General features: G+C 72.0%; 24 protein-coding genes. 18 read left to right on the top strand and 6 right to left on the bottom strand.

Translation table 11 applies throughout. From position 1 onward, the window contains the following. Nucleotides 1–28 precede the first annotated feature (28 nt). Nucleotides 29–391 carry a DUF742 domain-containing protein gene (locus BC793_RS30240; RefSeq protein ID WP_109598654.1) on the top strand — a complete coding sequence of 121 codons (363 nt, stop codon included), beginning with the start codon at nt 29–31 and terminating at the stop codon, nt 389–391. Continuing rightward, nucleotides 372–989, top strand: a complete 618-nt coding sequence (locus BC793_RS30245) for a GTP-binding protein (RefSeq protein WP_109598656.1) — start codon at nt 372–374, stop codon at nt 987–989. Before BC793_RS30240 ends, BC793_RS30245 begins: the two co-directional genes overlap by 20 nt. Nucleotides 990–995: 6 nt before the next feature. Here BC793_RS30245 and BC793_RS30250 read toward each other — a convergent pair whose 3' ends face one another. After that, nucleotides 996–2,141 carry a uroporphyrinogen-III synthase gene (locus BC793_RS30250; protein WP_109598658.1) on the bottom strand — a complete coding sequence of 382 codons (1,146 nt, stop codon included), beginning with the start codon at nt 2,139–2,141 and terminating at the stop codon, nt 996–998. 654 nt (nt 2,142–2,795) lie between these two features. Between BC793_RS30250 and rplM the strand changes: the two genes are divergently transcribed. From rplM to glmM, 3 genes are all read left to right on the top strand, one after another. Continuing rightward, the gene (gene rplM / locus BC793_RS30255) at nt 2,796–3,239 is read left to right on the top strand and encodes a 50S ribosomal protein L13 (protein ID WP_109598659.1); all 444 of its coding nucleotides are present in this window, start codon (nt 2,796–2,798) and stop codon (nt 3,237–3,239) included. A gap of 20 nt (nt 3,240–3,259) precedes the next feature. Next, nucleotides 3,260–3,757, top strand: coding sequence for a 30S ribosomal protein S9 (gene rpsI, locus BC793_RS30260; RefSeq protein WP_109598661.1), 498 nt, complete (start codon nt 3,260–3,262; stop codon nt 3,755–3,757). 170 nt (nt 3,758–3,927) lie between these two features. Then, nucleotides 3,928–5,280 (top strand): phosphoglucosamine mutase, encoded by a 1,353-nt coding sequence (gene glmM, locus BC793_RS30265; protein ID WP_109598663.1) that lies wholly within the window; start codon nt 3,928–3,930, stop codon nt 5,278–5,280. Here the strand turns inward: glmM and BC793_RS30270 are convergent. Beyond that, nucleotides 5,277–6,458, bottom strand: coding sequence for a pyridoxal phosphate-dependent aminotransferase (locus BC793_RS30270; RefSeq protein ID WP_109598665.1), 1,182 nt, complete (start codon nt 6,456–6,458; stop codon nt 5,277–5,279). The genes glmM and BC793_RS30270 overlap by 4 nt on opposite strands. A gap of 31 nt (nt 6,459–6,489) precedes the next feature. Beyond that, entirely contained in the window at nt 6,490–7,302 is an 813-nt protein-coding gene (locus BC793_RS30275; protein WP_109598667.1) for an MmpS family transport accessory protein, read from the bottom strand. 181 nt (nt 7,303–7,483) lie between these two features. On the opposite strand from BC793_RS30275, the gene glmS reads away from it, so the two are divergent. Beyond that, nucleotides 7,484–9,367: a glutamine--fructose-6-phosphate transaminase (isomerizing) gene (glmS, locus tag BC793_RS30280; protein ID WP_109598669.1), complete on the top strand. Its 1,884-nt coding sequence runs from the start codon at nt 7,484–7,486 to the stop codon at nt 9,365–9,367. 20 nt (nt 9,368–9,387) lie between these two features. Here glmS and BC793_RS30285 read toward each other — a convergent pair whose 3' ends face one another. Both BC793_RS30285 and BC793_RS30290 read right to left on the bottom strand, forming a co-directional pair. Continuing rightward, a complete protein-coding gene (locus BC793_RS30285) occupies nt 9,388–10,890 on the bottom strand; it encodes an alpha/beta hydrolase (RefSeq protein ID WP_109598671.1) in 1,503 nt (500 codons plus the stop codon). Continuing rightward, nucleotides 10,887–11,189: a type VII secretion target gene (locus tag BC793_RS30290; protein ID WP_158319410.1), complete on the bottom strand. Its 303-nt coding sequence runs from the start codon at nt 11,187–11,189 to the stop codon at nt 10,887–10,889. Before BC793_RS30290 ends, BC793_RS30285 begins: the two co-directional genes overlap by 4 nt. A gap of 167 nt (nt 11,190–11,356) precedes the next feature. Between BC793_RS30290 and BC793_RS30295 the strand changes: the two genes are divergently transcribed. The 12 genes from BC793_RS30295 to BC793_RS30350 all read left to right on the top strand — a co-directional run bounded on the left by BC793_RS30295 (nt 11,357) and on the right by BC793_RS30350 (nt 23,047). Beyond that, nucleotides 11,357–11,734 (top strand): holo-ACP synthase, encoded by a 378-nt coding sequence (locus tag BC793_RS30295; protein WP_109598675.1) that lies wholly within the window; start codon nt 11,357–11,359, stop codon nt 11,732–11,734. A 175-nt stretch (nt 11,735–11,909) separates the two neighbouring features. Further along, nucleotides 11,910–13,361, top strand: coding sequence for an NAD(P)H-hydrate dehydratase (locus BC793_RS30300; protein ID WP_109598677.1), 1,452 nt, complete (start codon nt 11,910–11,912; stop codon nt 13,359–13,361). A gap of 172 nt (nt 13,362–13,533) precedes the next feature. Continuing rightward, nucleotides 13,534–14,655 (top strand): alanine racemase, encoded by a 1,122-nt coding sequence (alr, locus tag BC793_RS30305; protein ID WP_109598679.1) that lies wholly within the window; start codon nt 13,534–13,536, stop codon nt 14,653–14,655. Nucleotides 14,656–14,710: 55 nt separating this feature from the next. Beyond that, nucleotides 14,711–15,781 (top strand): alpha/beta fold hydrolase, encoded by a 1,071-nt coding sequence (locus tag BC793_RS30310; protein WP_109598681.1) that lies wholly within the window; start codon nt 14,711–14,713, stop codon nt 15,779–15,781. After that, nucleotides 15,778–16,227 (top strand): tRNA (adenosine(37)-N6)-threonylcarbamoyltransferase complex ATPase subunit type 1 TsaE, encoded by a 450-nt coding sequence (gene tsaE / locus BC793_RS30315; protein ID WP_109598683.1) that lies wholly within the window; start codon nt 15,778–15,780, stop codon nt 16,225–16,227. The genes BC793_RS30310 and tsaE overlap by 4 nt, the downstream gene beginning before the upstream one ends. Beyond that, complete coding sequence (gene ung, locus BC793_RS30320) at nt 16,224–16,907, top strand: uracil-DNA glycosylase (RefSeq protein WP_109598685.1); 684 nt, start codon at nt 16,224–16,226, stop codon at nt 16,905–16,907. Before tsaE ends, ung begins: the two co-directional genes overlap by 4 nt. 9 nt (nt 16,908–16,916) lie before the next feature. After that, a complete protein-coding gene (gene tsaB, locus BC793_RS30325) occupies nt 16,917–17,666 on the top strand; it encodes a tRNA (adenosine(37)-N6)-threonylcarbamoyltransferase complex dimerization subunit type 1 TsaB (RefSeq protein ID WP_109598687.1) in 750 nt (249 codons plus the stop codon). Continuing rightward, nucleotides 17,666–18,103, top strand: coding sequence for a ribosomal protein S18-alanine N-acetyltransferase (rimI, locus tag BC793_RS30330; RefSeq protein WP_109598689.1), 438 nt, complete (start codon nt 17,666–17,668; stop codon nt 18,101–18,103). The genes tsaB and rimI overlap by 1 nt, the downstream gene beginning before the upstream one ends. Beyond that, nucleotides 18,096–19,148 (top strand): tRNA (adenosine(37)-N6)-threonylcarbamoyltransferase complex transferase subunit TsaD, encoded by a 1,053-nt coding sequence (gene tsaD, locus BC793_RS30335; protein ID WP_109598691.1) that lies wholly within the window; start codon nt 18,096–18,098, stop codon nt 19,146–19,148. The genes rimI and tsaD overlap by 8 nt, the downstream gene beginning before the upstream one ends. 9 nt (nt 19,149–19,157) lie before the next feature. Continuing rightward, entirely contained in the window at nt 19,158–19,412 is a 255-nt protein-coding gene (locus tag BC793_RS30340) for a hypothetical protein (protein ID WP_093618706.1), read from the top strand. A 42-nt stretch (nt 19,413–19,454) separates the two neighbouring features. Then, complete coding sequence (locus BC793_RS30345; protein WP_109598693.1) at nt 19,455–21,266, top strand: ABC transporter transmembrane domain-containing protein; 1,812 nt, start codon at nt 19,455–19,457, stop codon at nt 21,264–21,266. Continuing rightward, a complete protein-coding gene (locus BC793_RS30350) occupies nt 21,263–23,047 on the top strand; it encodes an ABC transporter ATP-binding protein (protein WP_109598695.1) in 1,785 nt (594 codons plus the stop codon). The genes BC793_RS30345 and BC793_RS30350 overlap by 4 nt, the downstream gene beginning before the upstream one ends. A 13-nt stretch (nt 23,048–23,060) precedes the next feature. On the opposite strand, the gene groL is transcribed toward BC793_RS30350, so the two are convergent. Beyond that, nucleotides 23,061–24,716, bottom strand: a complete 1,656-nt coding sequence (gene groL, locus BC793_RS30355; RefSeq protein ID WP_109598697.1) for a chaperonin GroEL — start codon at nt 24,714–24,716, stop codon at nt 23,061–23,063. Between the last annotated feature and the right edge of the window lie 43 nt (nt 24,717–24,759).

Raw genomic sequence — 24,759 nt, forward strand, 5'->3', positions numbered from 1 at the left:
GCCCTGGCGGAGATGAGGTGACCGCGACATGACACTGCCGCATGATCCCCGGGGCAACCTGGTGCGGCCGTACGCGGTCACGCGCGGCCGGACCGAACCGAGCCGGGACATCCCGATCGAAGCGCTTCTGCTCGCGAGCCAGGCGGCCGTGCAGGAGGCGCGTTTCGCCGGTCACGACAAGTACCGCATAGCCGTGCTGTGTGAGCCGAAAGCACTTTCGCTCGCCGAGCTCGCCGCGCACACCCGGTTACCACTGGGGGTAACCCGGGTGCTCGTCGCCGACATGGTCGCCGACGGATTGCTTCAGCTGCACAGTGCCGCTCCCAAGACCGGCTTCACGGAGCGGATGGACCTGCTGGGAAGGGTGTTGGGTGGACTTCGCAAGCTCTGAGGAGCGGCCGCGGCCGCATCCCACCGAGATCACCTCCGCGAAGATCGTCGTCGCCGGTGGTTTCGGCGTGGGCAAGACGACGCTCGTCGGGGCGGTCTCCGAGATCGAGCCGCTCACCACCGAAGCGGTGATGACGGTGGCCGGTCAGGGGATCGACGACGCTTCCAAGGTGCCGGAGAAGGGCAGCACCACGGTCGCCATGGACTTCGGCCGGATCACCATGGCTGAGGACCTGATCCTCTACCTGTTCGGCACGCCCGGACAGACCCGGTTCTGGTTCATGTGGGACGAGTTGATCCGCGGTGCGGTCGGCGCGGCCGTGCTGGTGGACACCCGCCGGCTCACCGACGCGTTCGCGCCTCTCGACTACTTCGAGAACCGGCATCTGCCGTACCTCGTGGCGGTCAACTGTTTCGACGGGGCGCCCCGCTACGAGCCGGAGGAGGTCCGGGAGGCGCTGGCCATCCCGGCGCGGGTACCGCTGGTCATGTGCGACGCCCGGCACCGGGACTCGGTGAAGGCGGTGCTGATCAGTGTGGTCGAGCACGCGATGGCGACCCTGGTGACCGAGCACGAGCGGGCCGCGCCGGTCGGCTGACCGGTTTCACGAAGGGATGCGGTAACCGCGTTTCACGACGGTCTGCACGACTCCGGGCACGGCCAGACCGGCCCGGAGTCGAGCCACCGCCATCTCGACGGCGTGCTCGTCGGCGCCGCGGGGCAGCGCGTGCAGCAGCGCGGCGCGGGACAGGACCCGGCCGGGTGAGGTGGCGAGCGCCCGGAGGACCGCCATCGGGGCGGGCGCCAGCGGGCGCAACTCGCCGTCGACCACCGCGGCATGGCCGCGCAGGGTGATCGAGTGTCCGGAGACCTGGAGGGTCACCGCCCGCTTCGGCAGTTCATCGACGATGGTACGAACCAGAGCGCTCAGCCTGGCCCGCCCGGGAGTGACCACCGGGATGCCCTGCCGGCGCAGCGGTGCCGAGGTGACGGGGCCGACGCAGGCGGCCATCACGTCGTCGCGGAGAGCGTCCAGCAGACTGTCGACGCCGGGACCGGCGGCACGCAGGACGGCCTGCACGGCAGCGGCGGAGGTGAACGTCACGGCGTCGACCAGGCGCCCCGTGATCAGATCGGCCAGCCGGTGCAGCGGTGCCGGGTCGGTCGGCGGGGCCCAGCGGTAGACCGGTAGCTCGATGACCCGGGCGCCGGCCGACTCCAAGGCCTCGGTGTACTCCGGCTGGCTCTCACCGTGCAACTGCATGGCGACGGTCAGGCCGGCGACGCCCCGGGCGGTCAGGTGGTCGACGACCTCCTCGTAGCCCTCGCCGTCGGGCGACCACTGGTCACGCAGCCCGGCGGTGCGGACCGCGGCGCGGGCCTTGGGGCCGCGGGCCACCAGGTAGGCCCGGGCGAGGACCGCGCGCAGAGGTTCGCCGAGCCCCCAGTTCTCCGCGGCCTCCAGCCAGCCGCGCATGCCGATGCCGGTGTTGACCAGCACGATGTCGGGTGGGGTGTCGAGGCACGCGCGGGTGGCGGCCCGCAGTTCGGCGTCGTCGGAGATCGGGACGATCCGCAGGGCCGGGGCCAGCACCACCCGGGCGCCACGCGCCTCCAGGAGGGTGGCCAGCTCGTCCTTACGACGGTCGGCGGTCACGCCGATGGTGTAGCCGGACAGCACGGCCGTCGGCTCCGCCAGGGCGGCCGCCGTCAGAACCGCCCGTCGGGCGCCCGGGGTCCGGTCGGTCATCCGATCCCCGGGTCGAGAAGTCGCGGCGTGGCCGAACGGTCCACCGAAGGGCACGCTCGAAGCCCGCCGTCCTCAGCGTAGACCCGCTCCCACGTCACGCTTGCGGTCCTCGCCATGCCTCCGTCCGGGGCACGCCGCGACTCCTCCTCACCGCACCGGCGAGCCGGCCCGGTGAACACCGTCAGGTCCGTCCTCAACCCTGACGGTGGTGTCTCCATGGTGCGCCCGGAAACGCGGCTTCGGCCAATGCCGGGCCGCGTCGTGCTGGGGTGCGCACCGTTGGCCATGCACCGAAGCCTGCCGGGGTGGAATTTCCTACGGGCGTCCCATTTGTTTCGAGCCTGCTAAGTCAGGCGGGTGGGCCGGGCGGGTCGGTCGGGCATGGTGGATACGACCCGCTGCGGAGGGATCCACCCCGCGGAGTATGCTGGGATTCGTTTGGAGTTCCACCAGGGCTGAGGGTTTGCAACCAGAACCTTCGCCGGATGCTCGGTGCCCCGAACACTGCCTGTTTTGACCACGCGCCGCGCAGCCGGGTATTGTTGCCTGCTGTTGTGCGACTGATGCGAGTGGTCCCTCTGCGGGGTTGCTTGACGCATCTACTCGATGCGACCAGCGCGCACCCCCAGACCGACGACGAGACAAGGTAATTCTGTGCGTACGTACAGCCCGAAGCCGGGTGAGATCGAGCGTCAGTGGCACATTATCGACGCTTCTGACGTCGTTCTGGGCCGCCTGGCTACCCACACCGCGACACTTCTGCGCGGCAAGCACAAGCCGACGTTCGCCCCGCACGTCGACACCGGCGACTTCGTTGTGATCATCAACGCCGGCAAGGTGGCGCTGACCGGTAACAAGCGTCAGACCAAGGTCGCCTACCGCCACTCGGGTTACCCGGGTGGTCTCAAGCAGGTCGGCTACGAGGAGCTGCTGACCAAGCGCCCCGAGAAGGCGATCGAGCTGGCCGTCAAGGGCATGCTCCCGCACAACAAGCTCGCGCGGCAGATCATCAAGAAGCTGAAGGTCTACCCGGGCGCTGAGCACCCGCACGCCGCTCAGCAGCCCCAGCCGTTCGAAATCAAGCAGATCGCGCAGTGAGCGCGGGAGAAGGCAGCAGCATGTCCGACATCATCGAGCCCGAGGTCGTCGAGACCGTCGAGGAGCCCGCTGAGACGGTCGTCGTCGTCGAGACGGCCGCGCCGGCCCCGGTCCGCGCCCCGCGCCCCGGTGGACGTCCGATCCAGACCGTCGGCCGCCGCAAGGAGGCCATCGTCCGGGTGCGTCTCGTGCCCGGCAACGGCAAGATCACCTGTAACGGCCGTGACCTCGAGAACTACTTCCCGAGCAAGGTCAACCAGCAGCTCATCCGTGAGCCGCTGGTGACCGCTGAGCGGACCGAGCAGTTCGACGTCATCGCGAACCTCCGTGGTGGTGGCATCACCGGTCAGGCCGGCGCCCTCCGCCTCGGCATCGCCCGGGCGCTCATCGAGAACGACCCGGACGACCGGCCCGCTCTGAAGAAGGCCGGCTTCCTGACCCGTGACGCCCGGGTCAAGGAGAGCAAGAAGTACGGCCTCAAGAAGGCCCGTAAGGCTCCGCAGTACTCGAAGCGCTGATTTTTGCGCCTCGGTCTGTATCGACGGCCGAGCACGTCCCTCTTCCAGGGGATGTGCTCGGCCGTCGATGTTTGCTTCGCCTCCCTCCCCAACTAGCCGTTCCGGTACTCGTGACCAGCCGAACGCTGATGCAGGCTTGAGGTCGCAATCACCGGTGAAAGGAAGCCGCCATGGGGCGACTCTTCGGCACGGACGGCGTTCGCGGCCTCGCGAACGGCGAGCTGCTCACTCCGGAACTGGCCCTCGCGGTCGCCGTCGCGGCGGCCCGGGTGCTGGTCGAGACAGACGGCAGCCATCCGCCGCTCGCCATCGTGGGGCGTGACCCCAGAGCCAGCGGCGAGATGCTGGAAGCCGCCGTCGTCGCGGGGCTGGCCAGCGCCGGCGCCAACGTGGTCCGGGTCGGAGTGCTCCCCACGCCGGCCGTCGCCTACCTGGTCGGGCAGACCAACGCCGACCTCGGGGTGATGATCTCCGCGTCGCACAACCCGATGGCCGACAACGGCATCAAGCTGTTCGCGGCCGGCGGCACCAAGCTGCCGGACGAGCTCGAGGAGCGGATCGAGAAGGCGGTCACGGACGGCCACGGGCTCCTCGGCCGCCCCACCGGCGCCGGGATCGGCCGGGTCAACGACCTGCTCGACGGCGCCGAGCACTACATCAGGCACCTGATCGAGTCGATCCCGCACCGGCTCGACGGGCTCAAGGTCGTCGTCGACTGCGCCAACGGGGCGGCCAGTGAGGTCGGGCCGGTGGCGTACCGGGAGGCCGGCGCCGACGTCATCGCCATCCACGCCGAGCCGGACGGGCTGAACATCAACCTGGACTGCGGCTCCAACCACCTCGAAGCGGTTCGGGAGGTCGTACTCCGGGAGGGCGCCGACCTCGGCATCGCCCACGACGGCGACGCCGACCGCTGCCTGGTCGTCACCGCCTCCGGCGAGATCGTCGACGGTGACCAGATCATGGCCATCCTGGCCCTGGCCATGCGGGACGCCGGCACTCTCACCGACGACACCCTGGTCGCCACCGTGATGAGCAACCTGGGACTGCGGATCGCCATGAAGCAGTCCGGCATCCGGCTGCTGGAGACCAAGGTCGGCGACCGGTACGTGCTGGAGGAGCTGCAGAACGGCGGTCTGGCCCTCGGCGGCGAGCAGAGCGGGCACATCGTGATGCCGGCCTTCGCCACCACCGGCGACGGCGTGCTCACCGGCCTGCACCTGATGGCCCAGATCGCCGCGTCCGGCAAGTCGCTGGCCGACCTGGCCGCCGTCGTGCACAAGCTGCCGCAGGTGCTGATCAACGTGAAGGTAGGCAACCGGGACGCGGGCGCCGCCGCCCCGACCGTGCAGGCCGCGGTCGCGCTCGCCGAGAACGAGCTCGGCGAGACCGGCCGGGTGCTGCTGCGCCCCTCCGGCACCGAGCCGCTGGTCCGGGTGATGGTCGAGGCCGCCACCGAGGACCAGGCCCGTGCCGTGGCCGAGCGGATCGCCGAAGAGGTCCGGTCGGCGAGTCCGGCCTAGGTCTTCAGCCTGCGGACCGCCTCGTCGATCACCTCGGGGCGTTTGCAGAAGGCGAAGCGGATGAGGTGCCGGCCCGCGTCCTGATGGTCGTAGAAGACCTGGGTCGGCACCGCCACCACCCCGGAGCGGGCGGGCAGCCCACGGCAGAACTCGACGCCGTCGGTCCCGCCCAGGGGGCGGATGTCGGCGGTCACGAAATAGGTGCCCTCCGACGGCAGAACGGCCAGGCCCGCCTCGGTGAGCCCGGCGACCAGACGGTCCCGGCGATCCCGCAGACCCGCGGTGAAGCCGGTGAAGTAGGAGTCCGGCAGGCCCAGCGCCACCGCCACGGCGGGTTGCAGGGGCGAGGCGTTGACGAAGGTCAGGAACTGCTTGACCCGCAGCATCGCCGAGACGAGCCGGACCGGGCCGGTGGCCCAGCCGACCTTCCAGCCGGTGCAGGAGAAGGTCTTTCCCGCCGACGAGATACGCAGCGTACGGTCCCGCATGCCCGGCAACGATGCCAGTGGCACGTGCGGTGCCGCGGCGTCCGGGAAGACCAGATGCTCATACACCTCGTCGGTGACGGCGAACACGTCGAACTCCTGGCACAGGCCGGCGATCAGGTCCAGCTCGGCCGGGGTGAACACCTTGCCGGTCGGGTTGTGCGGCGAGTTCAGCAGCACCAGACGGGTCCGCCCGCCGAATGCCGCCCGTAGCTCCGCGGGGTCGAACTCGTACCGCCCGGACGGTCCCGGGCGCAGCGTGACCGGCCGGCGGACCGCTCCGGCCAGCGTGATCGAGGCGGCGTACGAGTCGTAGTACGGCTCGAAGCACACCACCTCGTCACCCGCCTCGCAGAGCGCCAGGATCGCCGCCGCGATGGCCTCGGTGGCGCCGGCGGTGACCGCGACCTCACCGTCCGGATCCCGTTCCAGACTCCAGAACCGCTGCTCGTGCACGGCGATCGCCTGCCGGAGCGCGGGAATGCCGGCCAGCGGCGGGTACTGGTTCGCCCCGGTGGCCAGCGCCTCGGCGGCCGCGGCCAGCATCTCCGGCGGGCCGTCCGTGTCGGGGAAGCCCTGACCGAGGTTGACCGCCCCGGTCCGGGCCGCGAGCGCCGACATCTCGGTGAAGATCGTCGTGCCGAACGGGCGCATCCGCGCGACGAGCGGATCCGCCGGGGTCGAGGTGGTCACCGTGCTCCCTGCCTGCCGTGGTGTCGGATGATCAGTAGAGGACCAGCTCGTAGCAGGTGACGGTGGCGACGCTGCCCCGCGCGGAGTTCTCGGCCACCTGCTTGCCGTCGACGCTGGCACGGCAGCTGATCGCACCGTCGTCGACGCCGGTGCGCATCGCGACGACCGAGATCACCGACGGGCCCTTCATCGGGGCCGTGATCTTCCACGGCAGCCTGGCGTTGCCGACCCGCTTCGGTGTGCCGTCCAGCTTCTCCATGTAGAGGATCTCGGCCGGTCCGTCGCCGGTCACCTCATACGTCACGGTGATCTCCTTGCCCTCGCCGATGCCGGGAATGCCGGTGGGCAGGGCGGGGAGATCCGGGAAGCCGGTCGGCAGGCCGGGGAAGTCCGGCGCCCCGGTGGGCAGCAGGTCGTCGGGCAGGGTCGGGTTGGCGATCGGCTCGGTGACCTCCTGGACCTTGTCGCCGATCCGTCCGACCAGGAGCACCCCGGCGGTCACCACACCGCCGCAGAGCAGCAGCGTGACGGCGAGGACCAGGGCGATCATCGGGGTGTTGCTCCGGCGCGGCCGGCGGGGCGCCGGACCGTGACCGGGCGGCACGCCGTAACCCGGCTGCGGCGGGTAGCCGGAGGCCGGGTCGTACGGCGGCGGCGCGTAGCCGGTGTTCGGGTCATACGGCGCCGGCTGCGCGTAGCCGGTGTTCGGGTCGTAGGGCGGCGGGGCGTACCCGGTGTTCGGATCGGGGCCGACCGGCGGGAACTGAGCGGTCGGGGGGTAGTCCGGTGGTGGGGTGAACTGAGGCGGCCGCGGCGGTTGCCGGGGCTCGCTCGGGTCGCTCATCTTTCCTCCCGGTGGGGCACCGTCTTTCGACGGTACGCCAGCGACGCACGGGGAGGATCAACCACCCGTATGGGCCACAGAGATGACGACGTGGTTGAACTAGAGTTCCGATCACATGCGATGCTCATAAGTACGTCTCTCGAGCATGACGGCTGAGCGAAAGTCGGTTAGGCTGCCCGTCATGTGTGGGATCGTGGGTTACGTAGGTAATCGTCCGGCGTTGAGTATCGTCATCGACGGGCTCCGCCGCCTGGAATACCGCGGTTACGACTCCGCGGGCGTCGCCATCGTCGACAGCGGCCTGGTCAAGACCGAGAAGAAGGCGGGCAAGCTCGCCAACCTGGAGAAGGCCCTCGCCGAGCGGACCGGCGACGGCATCGAAGCCGGCGTCACCGGCATCGGTCACACCCGCTGGGCCACCCACGGCGGCCCCACCGACCGCAACGCCCACCCGCACGTCTCCGTCGACGGCCGGGTCGCCGTCATCCACAACGGCATCATCGAGAACTTCGGCCGCCTGCGCGCCGAACTCGAGGCGACCGGTGTCGAGTTCCGCAGCGACACCGACACCGAATGCGCGGCCCACCTGCTCGCCGCCGAGATGCGCGCCCTGCGCGAGTCCGGCGCGGAGGACGGGCCGGCCCTGCTCGCCGAGGGCATGCGCCGCGTGGCCAAACGACTCGAAGGTGCCTTCACGCTGCTCGCCGTCGACGTCGACGTGCCCGACGCGGTCGTCGCCGCCCGGCGCAACTCGCCGCTCGTGGTCGGCCGCGGCAACGGGGAGAACTTCCTGGCCAGCGACGTCTCCGCCTTCATCGAGCACACCCGCGAGGCGATCGAGCTGGGCCAGGACCAGATCGTGCTGATCACCCCGGCCGGCATCGAGATCACCGGCTTCGACGGGTCCCCGGCCACCGGCACCGAGTTCCACATCGACTGGGACGCCTCGGCCGCGGAGAAGGGCGGCTACGAATACTTCATGCTCAAGGAGATCGCCGAGCAGCCGCAGGCCATCGCGGAGACCCTGCTGGGCCGGCTCTCCGAGCGTGGCGAGATCATCCTGGACGAGGTGCGCCTGACCGACCAGGACCTGCGTGACGTCGACAAGGTGTTCATCGTCGCCTGCGGCACCGCCTACCACGCGGGCATGGTTGCCAAGTACGCCATCGAGCACTGGGTCCGCATCCCCTGCGAGGTGGAGCTGGCCAGCGAATTCCGGTACCGCGACCCGATCCTGGACCGCTCCACCCTGGTCATCGCGATCAGCCAGTCCGGCGAGACCATGGACACCCTGATGGCGATCCGGCACGCCAAGGAGCAGAAGGCCCGCGTCCTCGCCATCTGCAACACCAACGGCTCGACCATCCCGCGCGAGTCCGACGCCGTCCTCTACACCCACGGTGGCCCGGAGATCGCGGTGGCCTCCACCAAGGCGTTCCTGACCATGCTCGTCGCCTGTTACCTGATCGGCCTGCACCTGGCCCAGATCCGCGGAGTGATGTACGCCGACGAGGTCGCCGCCGTGGTGTCGCGCCTGCGCCGCACCCCGGACAACCTGCGTGACCTGCTCGGCCGGATGGAGGAGGTGCGGGCCCTCGGCCGGGACCTCAAGACGGCCTCGACGATGCTCTTCATCGGCCGGCACGTCGGCTTCCCGGTGGCGCTGGAGGGCGCGCTCAAGCTCAAGGAGCTCGCGTACATCCACGCCGAGGGCTTCGCCGCCGGTGAGCTCAAGCACGGCCCGATCGCCCTGATCGACGAGGGCACCCCGGTGGTCTGCGTGGTGCCGTCCCCGCAGGGGCGCGGTGTGATGCGCGACAAGGTCGTCTCGAACATCCAGGAGGTGCGTGCCCGCGGCGCCCGCACCATCGTGATCGCCGAGGAGGGCGACGAGGACGTCCGGCAGTTCGCCGACCACCTGATCTACGTGCCGCACACGCCGACCCTCCTCGCCCCGCTGATGACCACGGTGCCGCTGCAGATCCTCGCCTGCGAGATCGCCTCGGCCCGTGGTTACGACGTCGACCAGCCCCGCAACCTGGCCAAGTCGGTCACCGTCGAGTGACCGGCCGCTGAGGTGCCGGCTCACGGCGCCCCGCCCAGAGTGATCCGGGCGAGGGCGTCGAGGGCCGGCCCGCCCCGGTCCCAGTAGCCGAGGTGGCCCGCGTCGAACTGGCTGGGGAAGACGCGGGCGCCGAAACCGGGCTCACTCGGGTTCCGGCCGAACCACAGATGTCTCCGGCCGTCCGGGAGTACGTCCTTCGGGGCGATCGCGGCGTACTGGATCGGATCGGTGAGCGACGTCGTCGACCACACCCGGTCGGCGGGGAACCGCAGCTCCGACGCCGAGTCCACGCCGACGCCCGGCGAGCCGACGAAGACCACGGTGTCGGCCGGCAGCCCACCGGCGGCCGCCGCCCTGCCCACCACCAGCGAGCCGTAACTGTGGCCCAGCACCGTCTGATGGGCCGGCCCGCCCTGATGGGTGGCCCGCAGCGCCTCCTGGAAGCGGGTCAGCTCCGGGGCGCCGTCCCGCGCCTGACGGTCCGAGGCGGCCTCGTGCACGAAATCGGGGGCGTCGTAGTCGAGCCACAGCACCGTGCTCGCCGACTCCGCCGGGCCCAGCTCGCCGGCACGCACCGCCACCCGTTCGGCCCGGGTCAGCTCCCCGCCCAGCGACCTCAGGTCCGAGGTCATGCCGGGCACGTGGGTGAGGACGTGGGCCGAGCGGTCCGGGTCACCGAGGGCGACCACGGCACGGCCCTCCCCCTCCAGGCCGAGACCAATGAGGTACGCCCGGGGCGCGCCCTCCTCCTCCAGGCGTGCGGTCAGTCTGTCCAGCCCGTCGCGCAGGTCACGGACCCGTCCGCGGTCCACGCCGGCGGTTCGCATGCGGTCCAGTTCGAGCCGGGCGTCGTCGAGCAGGAGCCGGTTCGCGATGTCACGGTCGGCGATCGGGATGCCGTCGGCGCCGGCGAACGCGGCCGGGTAGGTGACCAGCAGCCAGGTGCGCTCGGCCGGGGACCACTGCTCCCACCACTGCCGGACCTCGCCGGGCGAGGCGGTGCACGGCGGGAACGCGGCGGGGACGGGAGCGGGCGGGAGATCGGCCAGGGTGCCGAGCCGGGCCGCGGCGGTGCTGTCGGCCTCGGCGGCGACGGTCAGGGCGGTGGTCAGGTCGGCGGCCACCGATCTGACCGCCTCATCGCTGCCGGGGCGGCCGTGGACCGTACCGGAATCGTCGATGACCAGGCCGGAACGTCGCGCCGCCGCGGATGCCCGGTCGAGGAGCGTGCGGGCCCGGCCGAGGGCCGCCGCGAACTCGCTGAGCGTCTGGTCGGCACGCCAGCAGACGACCCGGAAGAACGCCGCCCGGCGGCGCAGCGCGCCGAGCCGGGCCAGGGCGGCCTCGGCCGCCGGGCCCGCCCAGGAGGCCCGCAATCGGGTGAGCAGGGGGCCGAATTCGGCGCAGAGCGCGCCGGCGAGTGCGGCCCACCGGCGCCAGGCGAGCGCGGTGGACAGCCAGCGGCCGGGATCCGTCGCCCGGAGGCGGGCGTAGGTGACCGCGGGGGAGTCGACGGCGTTCACCGGGCCGCCCGGGCGGGAGTGAGGGACAGCCGGGCCGCGGCGCGGGCGTCGGCCTCCTGATAGGCCTCGGTGGCCGCTCGCAGCTGCGACGCCGTCTCGGCGGTGTCGTGACCGAGGGCGATCGTCATCCGCCGCGCGGCGTCGGTGGCGAGGTCGGTCGCGGCGGTGGTCGCCCAGCGTGGGGCCGGGTCGGCGGAGGGTGCCGACGCGGCGGCGCCGGTGATCCGGCCGGCCAGGGCGGTGATGGCCGCCGCGTCTTGGCGCAGGCCCTCGGTGTCGACCTCGAAGTCGGGATTCATCGGGCAAACCTCCATGGAGGGCGGGGGGATGCGCCGACGTTAGAGGCCCGGCGGAGCCGCCCGGGACAGCCTGTGGACGACCGTCCACAGGCCTTGCGCCCGCCGGCGACGTCCTGATAGGCGGGCGGCCCCGGGAAAGTGACCGGATGCGCCGATAGGGTGACGTTGTGATCGTGTCTGTCGGCATCGACGTCGTTCTGGTGGAACGTTTCGCCCGCGCGCTGGACCGGACCCCGCTGCTCGCGGACCGGCTCTTCACCGAAGCCGAGCGGCTGACCAGGTCCGGGAATCCGCGGTCCGCCGAGTCGCTCGCCGCCCGGTTCGCGGCGAAGGAGGCGGTCGCCAAGGCGCTCGGCGCACCGGTCGGCATGCGGTGGCACGACTGCGAGATCGTCACCGACCCGGACGGCCGCCCGTGGTTGACCGTCTCCGGTACGGTCGCCGCCGCGGCGACCGAGCGAGGCATCGGCCGATGGCACCTGTCTCTGTCGCACGACGGTGGGATCGCCTCGGCGATGGTGGTCGCCGAAGCGGGAAGCGAGTGACCGACGGGCCGGGAGACCGGCACCCGTCGATCGTCACAGCGGGAAACCGATCGCCACGGCGGTAAGCGGTAGTCGTCGATCGACACGGCGGCGGGCGGCGTCGTCGATTGCCACGGCGGCAGGCGGCGCCGTCGATCGGTCGCCGCCCGGCGGGCAGCGGACAAGGGGAGGAATCATGCGGCAGGCATGGCGGGTCGGCGAGGTACGGGCGGCCGAGAAGAACCTGATGGCGACGCTGCCCGAGGGCGCCCTGATGCAGCGGGCGGCCGCCGGTCTGGCCCGGCGCTGCGCCCTGCTGCTGGAGGATGCCGGTGGGGTCTACGGCGCTCGTGTCCTGCTGCTGGTGGGCAGCGGCGACAACGGTGGCGACACCCTCTACGCCGGTGCCGCACTGGCGAGGCGGGGTGCCCAGGTCCGGGCGTTGCTGCTGACGCCGGAGCGGGTCCACCTGGCCGGTCTGACCGCGTTGCGCCAGGCGGGCGGATTCACCACCCGTGACCTGCCGCCGCGGGCCGATCTGGTGCTGGACGGCATAGTCGGGATTGGGGCGAGTGGCGGCCTTCGGCCGGAGGCGGCGGCGATCGTACGCGACCTCGCCGCCCTGCGCGGCCGGGACGGTGAGCGGGCCGTGGTGGTGGCTGTCGATGTGCCGAGTGGTGTGACCGTGGACACCGGCGACGTGCCGGGTGACGCGGTGACCGCCGACGTCACGGTGACCTTCGGCTGTCTCAAGCCGGCACACGTGCTCGGTCCGGCCGCGGTGCGCTGCGGTCACGTGGATCTCGTCGACATCGGCCTGGGCCCGGCTCTGACCGGCGATCCCGCGGTCCGGGTGCCCGACGCGGCCGACATCGCCGCGTGGTGGCCCCGGCCCGGCGCCACCTCGGACAAGTACACCCGTGGTGTGGTCGGCCTGGCTACCGGCTCGGCGTCCTACCCGGGTGCCGCCCTGCTCTCCACCGCCGGGGCGCTGGCCGGCCCGTCCGGCATGGTGCGGTACGCGGGCAGCGCGCACCGCGAGGTCGTCCGTGCCCATCCGTCGGTGGTGGTCGCGAACCGGGTGGCCGACGCCGGCCGGGTGCAGGCCTGGGTCTGTGGCTCCGGTCTCGGCTCCGGCGCCGAGGCCCGGACCGAGCTGCGCAGCGTGCTGGCGACCGCTCTGCCGGTGCTGCTCGACGCGGACGCGATCAACCTGCTGGTCGGTGGCGAGCACGCCGACGACCTGCGCCGGGACGCGCCGCTGGTGCTGACCCCCCACGATGGCGAGTTCAAGCGGCTGGCCGGGGAGGCGCCGGGCTCCGACCGGGCCGCTGCGGCCGCCCGGCTGGCCGCGTGGACCAACGCCGTGGTGCTCCTGAAGGGTGACCGGACCATCGTCGCCACCCCGTCGGGGGAGATCTGGGCCAATCCCACCGGCAGCCCGGCCCTGGCCACGGCCGGCAGCGGGGACGTGCTCGCCGGGTTGCTCGGATCGCTGCTGGCGGCCGGTCTGCCGGCGGTCCGTGCCGCGGTCGCCGCCGCCTACGTGCACGGGCTGGCGGGCCGCCGGGCCGCGGTGGACGGGCCGGCCACGGCGTCCGACGTGGCGGCCGCCCTGCGCCCCGTGCTCGCCGATCTCCTGAACTGACGGAGGCGCCGGCAGCGAGCGGTTCTCCTGGACTGACGGAGGCACCGGCAGCGAGCGGTTCTCTTGAACTGACGGAGGCAACGGCAGCGGGCGGTCGATGCGCCGATCGGGGCCGGGGCTGCGGAGCGGGATGACCGAACGGAATTGTCATACGCCTCAGTAGGGTGGAGGCATGTGGCAGGCCGAAGTCCGCGTCGATCTGGACGCCATCCGGGACAACGTCGCGATGCTGCGCGCCCGTACCTCCGCCGAGGTGCTGGTGGCGGTCAAAGCCGACGGCTACGGCCACGGCCTGGTGCCGGCCGGCCGGGCCGCGCTGGCCGGCGGCGCCGCATGGCTGGGGGTCGCCACTCTCGACGAGGCGCTCGCGCTGCGCCGGGCGGGTGTCGAGGCGCCGGTTCTGGCCTGGCTGCTCAGTCCGGGCCTGCCGCTGCACGAGGGCGTCGAGGCCGGTATCGACCTGAGCGCCGCGACGACCGGCCTGGTGGACGAGCTGGTGGCGGCGGCCCGCCGGGCCGGGCGGCCGGCCCGCGTGCATCTCAAGCTGGACACCGGGCTGGCTCGCGGCGGCGCGGGCGTCGCCGAGTGGCCGGCCCTGCTGGAGGCGGCGGCCAAGGCCCAGGCCGGCGGTGACCTCGAGGCGGTCGGGGTGTGGAGCCACTTCGCCTGTGCCGACGAGCCGGGCCACGAGTCGATCGATCGTCAGCTGGCCGCCTTCCACGAGGGACTGGCGCTGGCCGCGACCTACGGCATCACCCCGCGCCATCGCCACATCGCCAACTCGGCGGCCACGCTGACCCGGCCGGACACGCATTTCGACCTGGTCCGGGCCGGCATCGCGGCCTACGGTCTGTCGCCGATCGCGGGGGAGACCTACGGTTTGCGGCCGGCCATGACGGCGCGCGCCCGGGTGACCCTGGCCAAGCGGGTCCCGGCCGGTCAGGGCGTGTCCTACGGGTTGACCTACACGACGTCGCGGGAGACCACCCTGGCCGTGGTGCCGCTGGGTTACGGCGACGGTGTGCCCCGGCATGCGTCGAGCGCCGGCCCGGTGCGGGTGGGCGGCACGACGGCCCGGATCGCCGGGCGGGTCTGCATGGATCAGATCGTCATCGACGTGGGCGACGAGCCGGTGGTGGCCGGCGACGTGGCGACCCTGTTCGGTCCGGGTGACGACGGCGAGCCGACCGCCGACGACTGGGCCGCCGCCACCGGCACGATCAACTACGAGATCGTCACCCGGTTCGGCAGCAGCCGCGTGCCACGCCACTACGTCGGGGAGGCGGCCCGGTGAAGAACACGGTGACGGCTGACCGCGTGCCGCGTCGCCACGTCAGGGAGGTGGCCCGGTGAAGAAGCGATCGCGGGTCGCCAAGGGTGCGGGCATATTCGGGGCCGCGGTGGGCGTCGCCGCGGCCGGTCTGGCCACCGCCTTCGCGGTGGAGCGGGCGCTGGTGCGGCGCTCGGTCAACGTGCCCGGCGACCCCTATGTCGAGGAGCCGTTCGGTGACCAGCCGTTCGACCGTGAGCTGACGGTCACCGCCGCGGACGGCACCGACCTGCATGTGGAGATCATCGAGCCGGCCGGTGCGCCCGATGAGCCGACCATCGTCTTCGTGCACGGGTTCGCGCTGGACATGGGCACCTTCTACTTCCAGCGCAAGGTGCTGGCCGAGCGGGGGACCCACCGGATGGTCTTCTACGACCAGCCGGGTCACGGTCGGTCCAGCAAACTGAAATCCGGGACGTACGATCTGGCCGCCCTGGGCCGGTCGCTGGCCGCGGTGCTGACCGAGGCCGTGCCGGAGGGCCGGATCATCCTGGTCGGGCATTCGATGGGCGGCATGACGATCATGGCGTTCGCCGAGCAGTTCCCGGCCTGGTTCGGCAACCGGGTGACCGGCGTGGTCCTGATCTCCACCTCGGCCGGCCTCTTCGACAAGGCCAAGCTCGGTATCAGCAACATGGTGGCCCGGGTGAGCGCCCCGTTCTTCCCGCTGTGGGACAAGGCGGCCCAGCTCGGCGGCGGCACCATCGACCGGGCCCGCGTGGTCTCCTCCGACCTGGCGTGGCTGCTGACCCGGCGGTATGGATTCGGCGAGGCCAAGCCCAGCCCGTCGCTGGTCACGTTCGTGGAGAGCATGAATTCCCGGACGTCGGCGGAGACGCTGACCAAGTATCTGCAGACGCTCTACACGCACAACCGCTTCCCGGCGCTGTCCGCCCTGCGCGGCGTCCCGGTGCTGGTCGTCGTCGGCGACCGTGACTATCTGACCCCGGTGACGCATTCCGAGCAGATCATCGAGAACCTGCCCGAGGCCGAGCTGTTGACGATCGAGAACAGCGGTCATGTGGTGATGCTGGAGAAAGCCGACCAGGTCAACGCCGCGCTGATCCCCTTCCTGGAGAAACTCACGTGAAGTTGAAGACCGTCGAGGACACCCGCGAGTTCGGGCGGCGGCTGGCGGGCGTCCTCCGGCCCGGCGATCTGGTGCTGCTGACCGGCCCGCTGGGTGCCGGTAAGACGGCCCTGGCCCAGGGCATCGGCGCCGGTCTCGGCGTGCAGGGCCCGATCACCTCCCCGACCTTCGTCATCGCCCGGGTGCACCGTGGCCCGGTGCCGCTGGTGCACGCCGACGCGTATCGGCTGGGTGACCGCCCGGACCCGCGCGCCGAGATCGACGACCTGGACCTGGACGCCTCCGCCGACGGCGCGGTCACCGTCGTCGAGTGGGGCGTCGGCCTGGTCGAGCAGCTCAACGACGAATACTTACAGGTCCGGCTGGACCGGCTGGACGACGACACCCGCACCGTCGAACTGCTGCCGCACGGCGGCGACTGGGCACACCGACTGGAGACCATGTGAACCTGATCGAGCATCTGCCGGCCGAGTGGCGCGCCGAGCTGACCCCCCACCTCGACGCCGCCGCGACCACCGCACTGGGGACGTGGGTGGCCGAGGAGTATGCGACGGAGACGATCTACCCGCCGGTGGAGGATCTGTTCGCGGCGTACCGGCTGTGCTCGCCGGCTCAGACCCGGGTGCTGATCCTGGGCCAGGACCCGTACCACGGGCCCGGCCAGGCGCACGGGCTGAGCTTCAGCGTGCGCGAGGGTGTCCGCCGGCCGCCGTCGTTGAGCAACATCTTCAAGGAGCTCAACGAGGACCTGAACGTGCCGAAGCCGCCGGGTGGCGACCTGACCGGCTGGGCGAAGCAGGGTGTGCTGCTGCTGAACGCGGTGCTGACGGTCCGGGCGGGCAAGGCCGGGTCGCACGCCAACAAGGGCTGGGAGGCGTTCACCGACGCCACCATCAAGGCGCTCAACGAGCGTGACGAGCGGATCGTGTTCCTGCTCTGGGGCAGCTATGCGAAGAAGAAGGCGGTGCTGGTCACCAATCCGGTGCACGCGGTCCTGGAGGCCGGCCACCCGAGCCCGCTGAACCGGGTCGGGTTCCTCGGCAGCCGCCCGTTCAGCGCGGCCAACAAGGCCCTGGCGGATGGTGGACGGCCGGTCATCGACTGGGACCCGCGGGCCACCGTCTAGGGTTTCGCTGTGCTGGTACTGGCTCTGGACACCGCAACCCCCGCGTCGACGGCGGCGCTCGTCGAGGTGACCCCGGACGGGCTGTCCGGGATCGCCGAGCGCCGCACCGTCGATCCACGCGCGCACGGGGAGAGACTGGCCCCGGAGATCGCCGCCGTGCTCGCCGACGCCGGGCTGCGACCGCGTGACCTCACCGCGATCGTGGCCGGGCTCGGCCCCGGACCGTTCACCGGCCTGCGGGTCGGGCTGGCGACCGCGGCGAGCATGGGTCACGCGCTGGGCATCCCGACCTACGGGGTGTGCTCGCTGGACGGCCTGGGCCGGGCGGCGGGTCCGGGACGGGTGCTGATCGCGACGGACGCCCGGCGCCGTGAGGTGTATTTCGCGACGTATGCCGACGGCGAGCGGACGTCCGGCCCCGAGGTGGCGAAACCGGCGGACGTGGCCGGTCTGCTGCACGGCGCGGTGGGCTCGGCCCTGCCCGCGGGCCTGCTGCCCGGGACGGCGGACGAGTCGGTCGAGGCGGAGGCCACGGTTGCCGGCCTGGTGGACCGGGCGGCGGGCGAGGGTGCACTGAAATACGGGGACCTGTTCGGCGTACCCGTCGAGGAACATCTGCTCTATCCGCCGGGTGCCGCGCTGGTCGCGCTCGCCGCCGACCGCATCCGCGGGGCCGCGCCGAGCGAGATCCTCACCCCGCTCTACCTGCGGCGGCCGGACGCGGTCGAGCCGTCGGCCCGTAAGCCGGTGCTGACCTGATGGAGATCGAGCGGTTCCGCTGGTGGCACATCGACGAGGTGCTGCCGATCGAGGAGGACCTCTTCGGCCCGGAGAAGTGGTCCGCCGCGATGTTCTGGAACGAGTTGGCCACCCGCCAGTTCTATCTGGTGGCGACGCACGAGGACCGGGTCGCCGGCTACGCCGGACTGTCCGTGGTGGACGAGCACGAGTCCTGGGTGCAGAACATCGCGGTCCGGCGGGACGCCCAGCGGCACGGCCTCGGCCGGCGGCTGCTGGAGGCGCTGCTCGCCGAGGCGGCCCGCCGTGGCACCCGCAAGACCCTGCTCGAGGTGGCCGTCGACAACGCCTCGGCGCAACGGCTGTATGCGAGCTACGACTTCGAGCCGGTCGGCATCCGGCGCGGCTACTACCAACCCAGCAACACGGACGCCCTGGTGATGATGCGCGATGCGTGACGAACCCCTGGTCCTCGGGATCGAGACCTCCTGCGACGAGACCGGTGTCGGCATCGTGCGCGGCCACACCCTGCTCGCCGACGCGCTGGCATCCAGTGTGGACCAGCACGCCCGGTTCGGTGGGGTGGTGCCCGAGGTGGCCAGCCGCGCGCACCTGGAGGCGCTGGTCCCGACGATGCAGCGGGCCCTGGACGAGGCGGGGGTGACCCTGGCCGACGTCGATGCGATCGCGGTGACCAGCGGCCCCGGCCTGGCCGGCGCGCTGCTGGTCGGTGTGGCCGCGGCGAAGGGTTATGCGCTCGCCGCCGAGAAGCCGATCTACGGCGTCAACCACCTGGCCGCGCACGTGGCGGTGGACACGCTGGAGCACGGGCCGCTGCCCGAGCCGGCGGTGGCGATGCTGGTCTCCGGCGGCCACTCGTCGTTGCTGCTCGTCGACGACCTGACCGCCGGGGTGACCCCGCTCGGCGCGACCATCGACGACGCGGCCGGTGAGGCGTTCGACAAGGTGGCCCGGCTGCTCGGGCTGGGCTTCCCGGGCGGGCCGATCATCGACCGCTCGGCCCGCGACGGCGATGCCGCCTCGATCCACTTCCCACGGGGCCTGACCGCGCCGAAAGACATGGTGGCGCACCGGTTCGACTTCTCCTTCTCGGGGCTGAAGACGGCGGTGGCACGCTGGGTGGAGGCGCGGGAGCGGGCCGGTGAGCCGGTGCCGGTGGCCGACGTGTCGGCGAGTTTCCAGGAGGCGGTCTGTGACGTGCTGACCGCGAAGGCGATCGACGCGTGCCGGTCCACCGGGGTGCGGACCCTGGTGATCGGGGGCGGGGTGGCGGCGAACTCGCGTTTGCGGGTGCTCGCCGAGGAGCGCGCCGCCCGGCACGGGATCGCGGTGCGGGTGCCCCGGCCGGGTCTCTGCACCGACAACGGCGCCATGGTGGCCGCGCTCGGCTCGCACCTGGTGAAAGCCGGCATCGCGCCGAGCCGTCTCGATCTGCCCGCTGATTCGGCGATGGGTTTGACCGAGGTCAGTGTGCCGGGGTAGGAAGCGTTCATGATCGCGCGGATGTGGGAGGTGCGGGCCTCGCGTAGTGGCTTCGACGAGCTGCTGGCCTGGGTCTGCGACACGGCGGTGCCTGCACTGGAGGTACTGCCACAACATGTGTCGAGTGACGTCTATTCGTCCACCGATCAACGCATCGTCGTCATCACCAAATGGCGCAACTCCCCGGAGAACCTGCGGACCCCGCCGGAGAACCTGGTGGCACGCGCTCCGCACGTCTGGGATTTCAACCCCGTCGATCGCTGACCGGTCGCAGTCGGCGCACCCCGGCTTTACCGTCGGGGCCTGATGCGAAGACTGCCTGCGCCCGACCCCGGTGTCCCCGACTCTCGATCCGCCACCCGATATCTGCTCTGGCTGATCCGGCGATCCCGCCTGACGGTCGCCGCCGCGGCACTGCTGGCGATCACCTGGATGGGATGCCAGGCGCTGGTGCCCGCGGTCGTCGGCCGGGCGGTGGACGCCGCCGTGGACCGGGACGCGACCGCCCTGGCCGTCTGGGCGGCGCTCCTTCTCGGTGTCGGGCTGGTGCAGGCGTTCACCGGGATCGCGCGGCATCGGTTCGCGGTCACCAACTGGCTGTCCGCGGCCTTCCGGACCGTGCAGGTGGTGGTCCGGCAGGCGAACCGACTCGGCTCCACGCTGCCGCGCCGGCTGGACGCCGGTGAGGTGGTGGCGATCGGCACCTCGGACATCACCCACATCGGCAGCGCCGTCGACATCACCTCGCGAGGCATGGGGTCGCTGCTCGCCGTGATCACGGTCACCGTCGTGCTGCTGCACACGTCGGTGCCGCTGGGGTTGGTGGTGCTGCTGGGCGTACCGCTGCTGATGTCGGTGGTCGGGGTGCTGATCCCGCCGCTGCACCGGCGGCAGCGCAGCTACCGGGACCGGCAGGGCTACCTGACCGGACGGGCCGCGGACCTGGTCGGCGGCCTGCGGGTGCTGCGCGGCGTGGGCGGGGAGGCGACCATGGCGGCCCGCTACCGGGCCGAGTCACGGGCACTCGGCGCGGCCGGCGTGCACACCGCGCGGATCGAGTCGCTGCTGGAGGCCGCGCAGGTGCTGCTGCCGGGGCTGTTCCTGGTGCTGGTCACGTGGCTCGGCGCGCGGTTCGCGGCGGACGGGCGGATCACCGTGGGGCAGCTGGTGGCGTTCTACGCGTACGCCGCCTTCCTGGTCGCGCCGCTGCGCCAGCTCACCGAGGCGATCGACAAGATGACCCGCGGGCACGTCTCCGGCCGGCGGGTGGTGACGATGCTGCGCGGGCGCAGCGATCTGGTGGATCCTCCGGATCCGGTGCCGCTCCCGGCAGGCGATCTGGTGGATCCCGTCTCGGGGGTACGGGTGACGCCCGGCCGTCTCACCGCGATCGCCGCCACGGACCCCGCCGAGGCGGCCGGGATCGCCGATCGACTGGGCCGGTACGCCGACGGTGCCACGCTGGGCGGTGTCCCGCTCGCCGCCGCAGCCCTGTCCGAGGTGCGCGCGCGGATCCTGGTCGCCGACAACGAGGCCCGCCTGTTCTCCGGCCGGCTCCGGGCGGACCTCGATCCGTACGGCACCGGCGCTCTGGAGAAGGCTCTGGAGGCCGCCGAGGCCACCGAGACGGTCGAGGCGCTGCCGGACGGCCCGGACGCCCTGGTGACCGATCGGGGCCGCTGTTTCTCCGGCGGCCAGCAGCAGCGGCTGCGCCTGGCCCGGGCCCTGATCGCCGACCCGGAGGTGCTGATCCTGGTGGAGCCGACGAACGCGGTGGACGCGTGGACCGAGGACCGGATCGCCGGGCGGCTGCGGGCGGCACGGGCCGGCCGGACCACGGTGGTCTGCACGAACAGCCCGCTGCTGCTGAGCCGGGCCGACCGGGTCTGTTTCGTCGCGGACGGCCGGGTGGTGGCGGCCGGCCCGCACGCCGACCTGCTGACCGCCGAACCCGGCTACGCCGGCCTGGTCCGCCGCGGCAACGGCTCGGCCTCCGACTCCGGAGACGCGGAGAAGAGCGGGGACGCGGAGACGAGCGGGGACGCGGAGACGAGCGGGGACGCGGAGACGAGCGGGGACGCGGAGACGAGCGGGGAAGCCGGCGAGGACCGGTCGTGAGCCGGCTGCTGCCGGTCGCGAGCGCCGCGCAGGCCCGCCGGTACGCCCGCGACCTGATCCATCAGTACCCCGGCCTGTTCCGCGCCACGATCAGCCTGCACGTGGCCGCCGCGCTGGCCGGTCTGGCCGGCCCCCGCCTGCTCGGGGAGCTGGTGCAGGGCGTGCACGACCGCGTCCCGATGTCCGAACTGGACCTGCTCGCGCTCGCCATCGGCGGGTTCGTGCTGGTGCAGACGATGCTGATCCGGTTCGCGCACCTGGCGTCGGCGCGACTGGGGGAGCGGGTGCTGACCCGGTTGCGGGAGGAGTTCGTCGGCCGGGTGCTCGCCCTGCCACTGTCCACGGTGGAGGCGGCCGGGTCCGGTGACCTGCTGACCCGGACCACCCGGGACGTCGACGCGCTGTCCAAGTGCGTCCGCTTCGCCGTGCCGGAGACACTGATCGCCCTGATCACTCTCGGTCTCGTTGTGGGGGCGCTGCTGCTGGTCAGCCCGATCTTCGCGGCGCCGCTGCTGATTGGAGTGCCGATCATGGCGGTCGGGACCCGGTGGTATCTGCGGCACGCGCCACGGGGGTACCTGCGGCAGAACGCCGCCTACTCGGACGTGACCGAGGGGCTGACCGAGACGGTGGAGAGCGCCCGTACGGTCGAGGCGCTCGGCCGTCAGCGGCAGCGGGTCGACCGTACCGACGTCGACCTGCGGCGATCCTGGCGCGCCGAGCGGTACACGTTGCGCCTGCGGACGGTGTGGTGGCCGGTCATCGAGATCAGCTACGTGGTGCCGATGGTGCTGACCCTGCTCACCGGTGGCTGGCTCTACCTGCACGACCTGGTCACGCTCGGCGCGCTGACCGCCGCCGTGATCTACGTCCAGCAACTTGTCGACCCGCTGGACCGGCTGGTCGGCTGGCTCGACGAACTGGAGGTCGGCGCGGCCGCGCTGGCCCGGCTGCTCGGTGTCACGGCCGGCCCACCGCCGGCGGTCACCGACGTCGCGGAGCCGGTCGGCAACCGGATCGAGGTACGCGACGTGCGGTTCGCCTACGCGCCGGGACGCGAGGTGCTGCACGGCGTGGACCTGGTCCTCGAACCGGGCGAGCGGCTCGCCGTCGTCGGGGTCTCCGGGGCCGGCAAGTCCACCCTCGGCCGGCTCCTCGCCGGGGTGCACCGGCCCACCTCGGGCAGCATCACGGTCGGCGGGGTGCCGCTGGGCGCGCTGCCACCCGACCGGTTGCGGGCCGAGGTCGCCCTGGTCACCCAGGAACACCACGTGTTCATCGGCACCCTGCGCGACAACGTGGCCATGGTGCGGCCCGGTGCGCAGGAGGGGGAGATCCGGGCGGCGCTCACCGCCGTACAGGCCCTCGCCTGGGTCGACGAGCTGCCGGACGGGCTGGACACGATGGTCGGCTCCGGTGGTGTCCCGCTCACTCCGGCGCAGGCGCAGCAGGTGGCGCTGGCGCGGCTGGTGATCGCCGATCCGCACACCCTGGTGCTCGACGAGGCGACGGCGATGCTCGACCCGCGGGCCGCCCGGGACCTGGAACGGTCCCTCGCGGCGGTGGTCAGCGGCCGCACCGTGGTGGCGATCGCACACCGGCTGTTCGCGGCGCACGACGCCGACCGGGTGGCGGTGATGGCGGCCGGGCGGATCGTCGAGCTGGGGTCGCACGACGAGCTGGTGGCGGCGGGTGGGGCCTACGCCGCGCTGTGGGACTCGTGGCAGGGCGGTGGCGGGGCCATGAAAAAAGCGCGCCCGGAGGGCGCGCCTTTTCCCTGAGCGGACGGACGGATCAGAAGCCCGGACCGTGCTGGTGGCCGTGCCCGTGACCGCCGTGGCTGTGGCCGTGGCCACCGTCGGCGGCCGGAGCGGCCTCGGCCGGCTTCTCCACCACGAGGCTCTCGGTGGTGAGCAGGAGACCGGCGATCGAGACGGCGTTGGAGACCGCGTTGCGGGTCACCTTCACCGGGTCGATGATGCCGGCCGCGGCCAGGTCGACGTACTCGTCGGTGGCCGCGTTGAGGCCGTGGCCCCAGCCCAGCTCGTTGACCTTGCCCACCACGACGTAGCCGTCGTGGCCGGCGTTCTGCGCGATCCAGCGCAGCGGCTCGACGAGCGCCTTGCGGACGATGCCGACGCCGAGCGCCTCCTCGCCGGTGAGGCCGAGGTTGCCCTCGAGCTCCTTGGCGACCTGGGCGAGAGCAGCGCCGCCACCCGGGACGGTCCCCTCCTCGACGGCCGCCTTGGTCGCCGCAATGGCGTCCTCGATGCGGTGCTTGCGCTCCTTCATCTCGACCTCGGTCGCGGCACCGACCTTGATCACCGCGACGCCGCCGGAGAGCTTGGCCAGCCGCTCCGAGAGCTTCTCGCGGTCCCAGTCGGAGTCGGACGCCTCGATCTCCTTGCGGATCTGCGAGACCCGGTCGGCGACGTCGGAGGAGTTGCCGCCACCGTCGACGATGGTGGTGTTCTCCTTGTCGACGACGATCCGCCGGGCGCTGCCCAGCGACTCGATGCCGACCTGGTCGAGCTTGTAACCGAGCTCGGGGGCGATCAGCTCGCCACCGGTCGCGATCGCGAGGTCCTGGAGGATCGCCTTGCGGCGGTCACCGAAACCGGGCGCCTTCACCGCGACGACCTTGATGGTCTTACGCAGCGAGTTGACCACCAGAGTGGACAGGGCCTGGCCCTCGACGTCCTCCGCGACGATCAGCAGCGGCTTGCTGGTCTGGAGCACCTTCTCCAGCAGCGGAAGCAGCTCCTCGATGCTGGAGATCTTCTGCGTGGTGAGGAGGATGTGCGCGTCCTCCAGCACCGCCTCCTGCGCCTCGGCGTCGGTCACGAAGTTCGGCGAGATGAAGCCCTTGTCGAACTGGAGACCCTCGGTCACCTCGAGCTCGGTGTGCAGCGCCGAGCCCTCCTCGACGGTGATGACACCGTCGCGCCCGACCCGGTCCATCGCGTCGGCGATCAGCTCGCCGATGGTGGCGTCCTGGGCCGAGATGGTGGCCACGTTGGCGATCGCCTTGTGGTCGGCGACCTCGACGGCCTTGGCCAGCAGCGCCTTGGACACGACCTCAGAGGCCTGGTCCATGCCGCGCTTGAGACCGATCGGGTTGGCGCCGGCGGTCACGTTGCGCAGGCCCTCGCGGACCAGCGCCTGCGCGAGCACGGTCGCCGTGGTGGTTCCGTCACCGGCGACGTCGTTGGTCTTGGTCGCCACCTCTTTGACGAGCTGCGCGCCGAGGTTCTCGTACGGGTCGGTGAGCTCGATCTCCTTGGCGATGGTCACGCCGTCGTTGGTGATCGTGGGCGCGCCGAACTTCTTGTCCAGGACGACGTTGCGACCGCGCGGACCGAGGGTGACCTTGACCGTGTCGGCGAGGGTGTTGACGCCGTGCTCCAGAAGGTGCCGGGCGTTGTCTGAGAAGCTGAGAATCTTCGCCATGAATGGTCCCTTCACGCACCAGCGCCCTGCCCCGAGCTATCGG

Source organism: Actinoplanes xinjiangensis (assembly GCF_003148685.1).
GTDB lineage: Bacteria > Actinomycetota > Actinomycetes > Mycobacteriales > Micromonosporaceae > Actinoplanes > Actinoplanes xinjiangensis.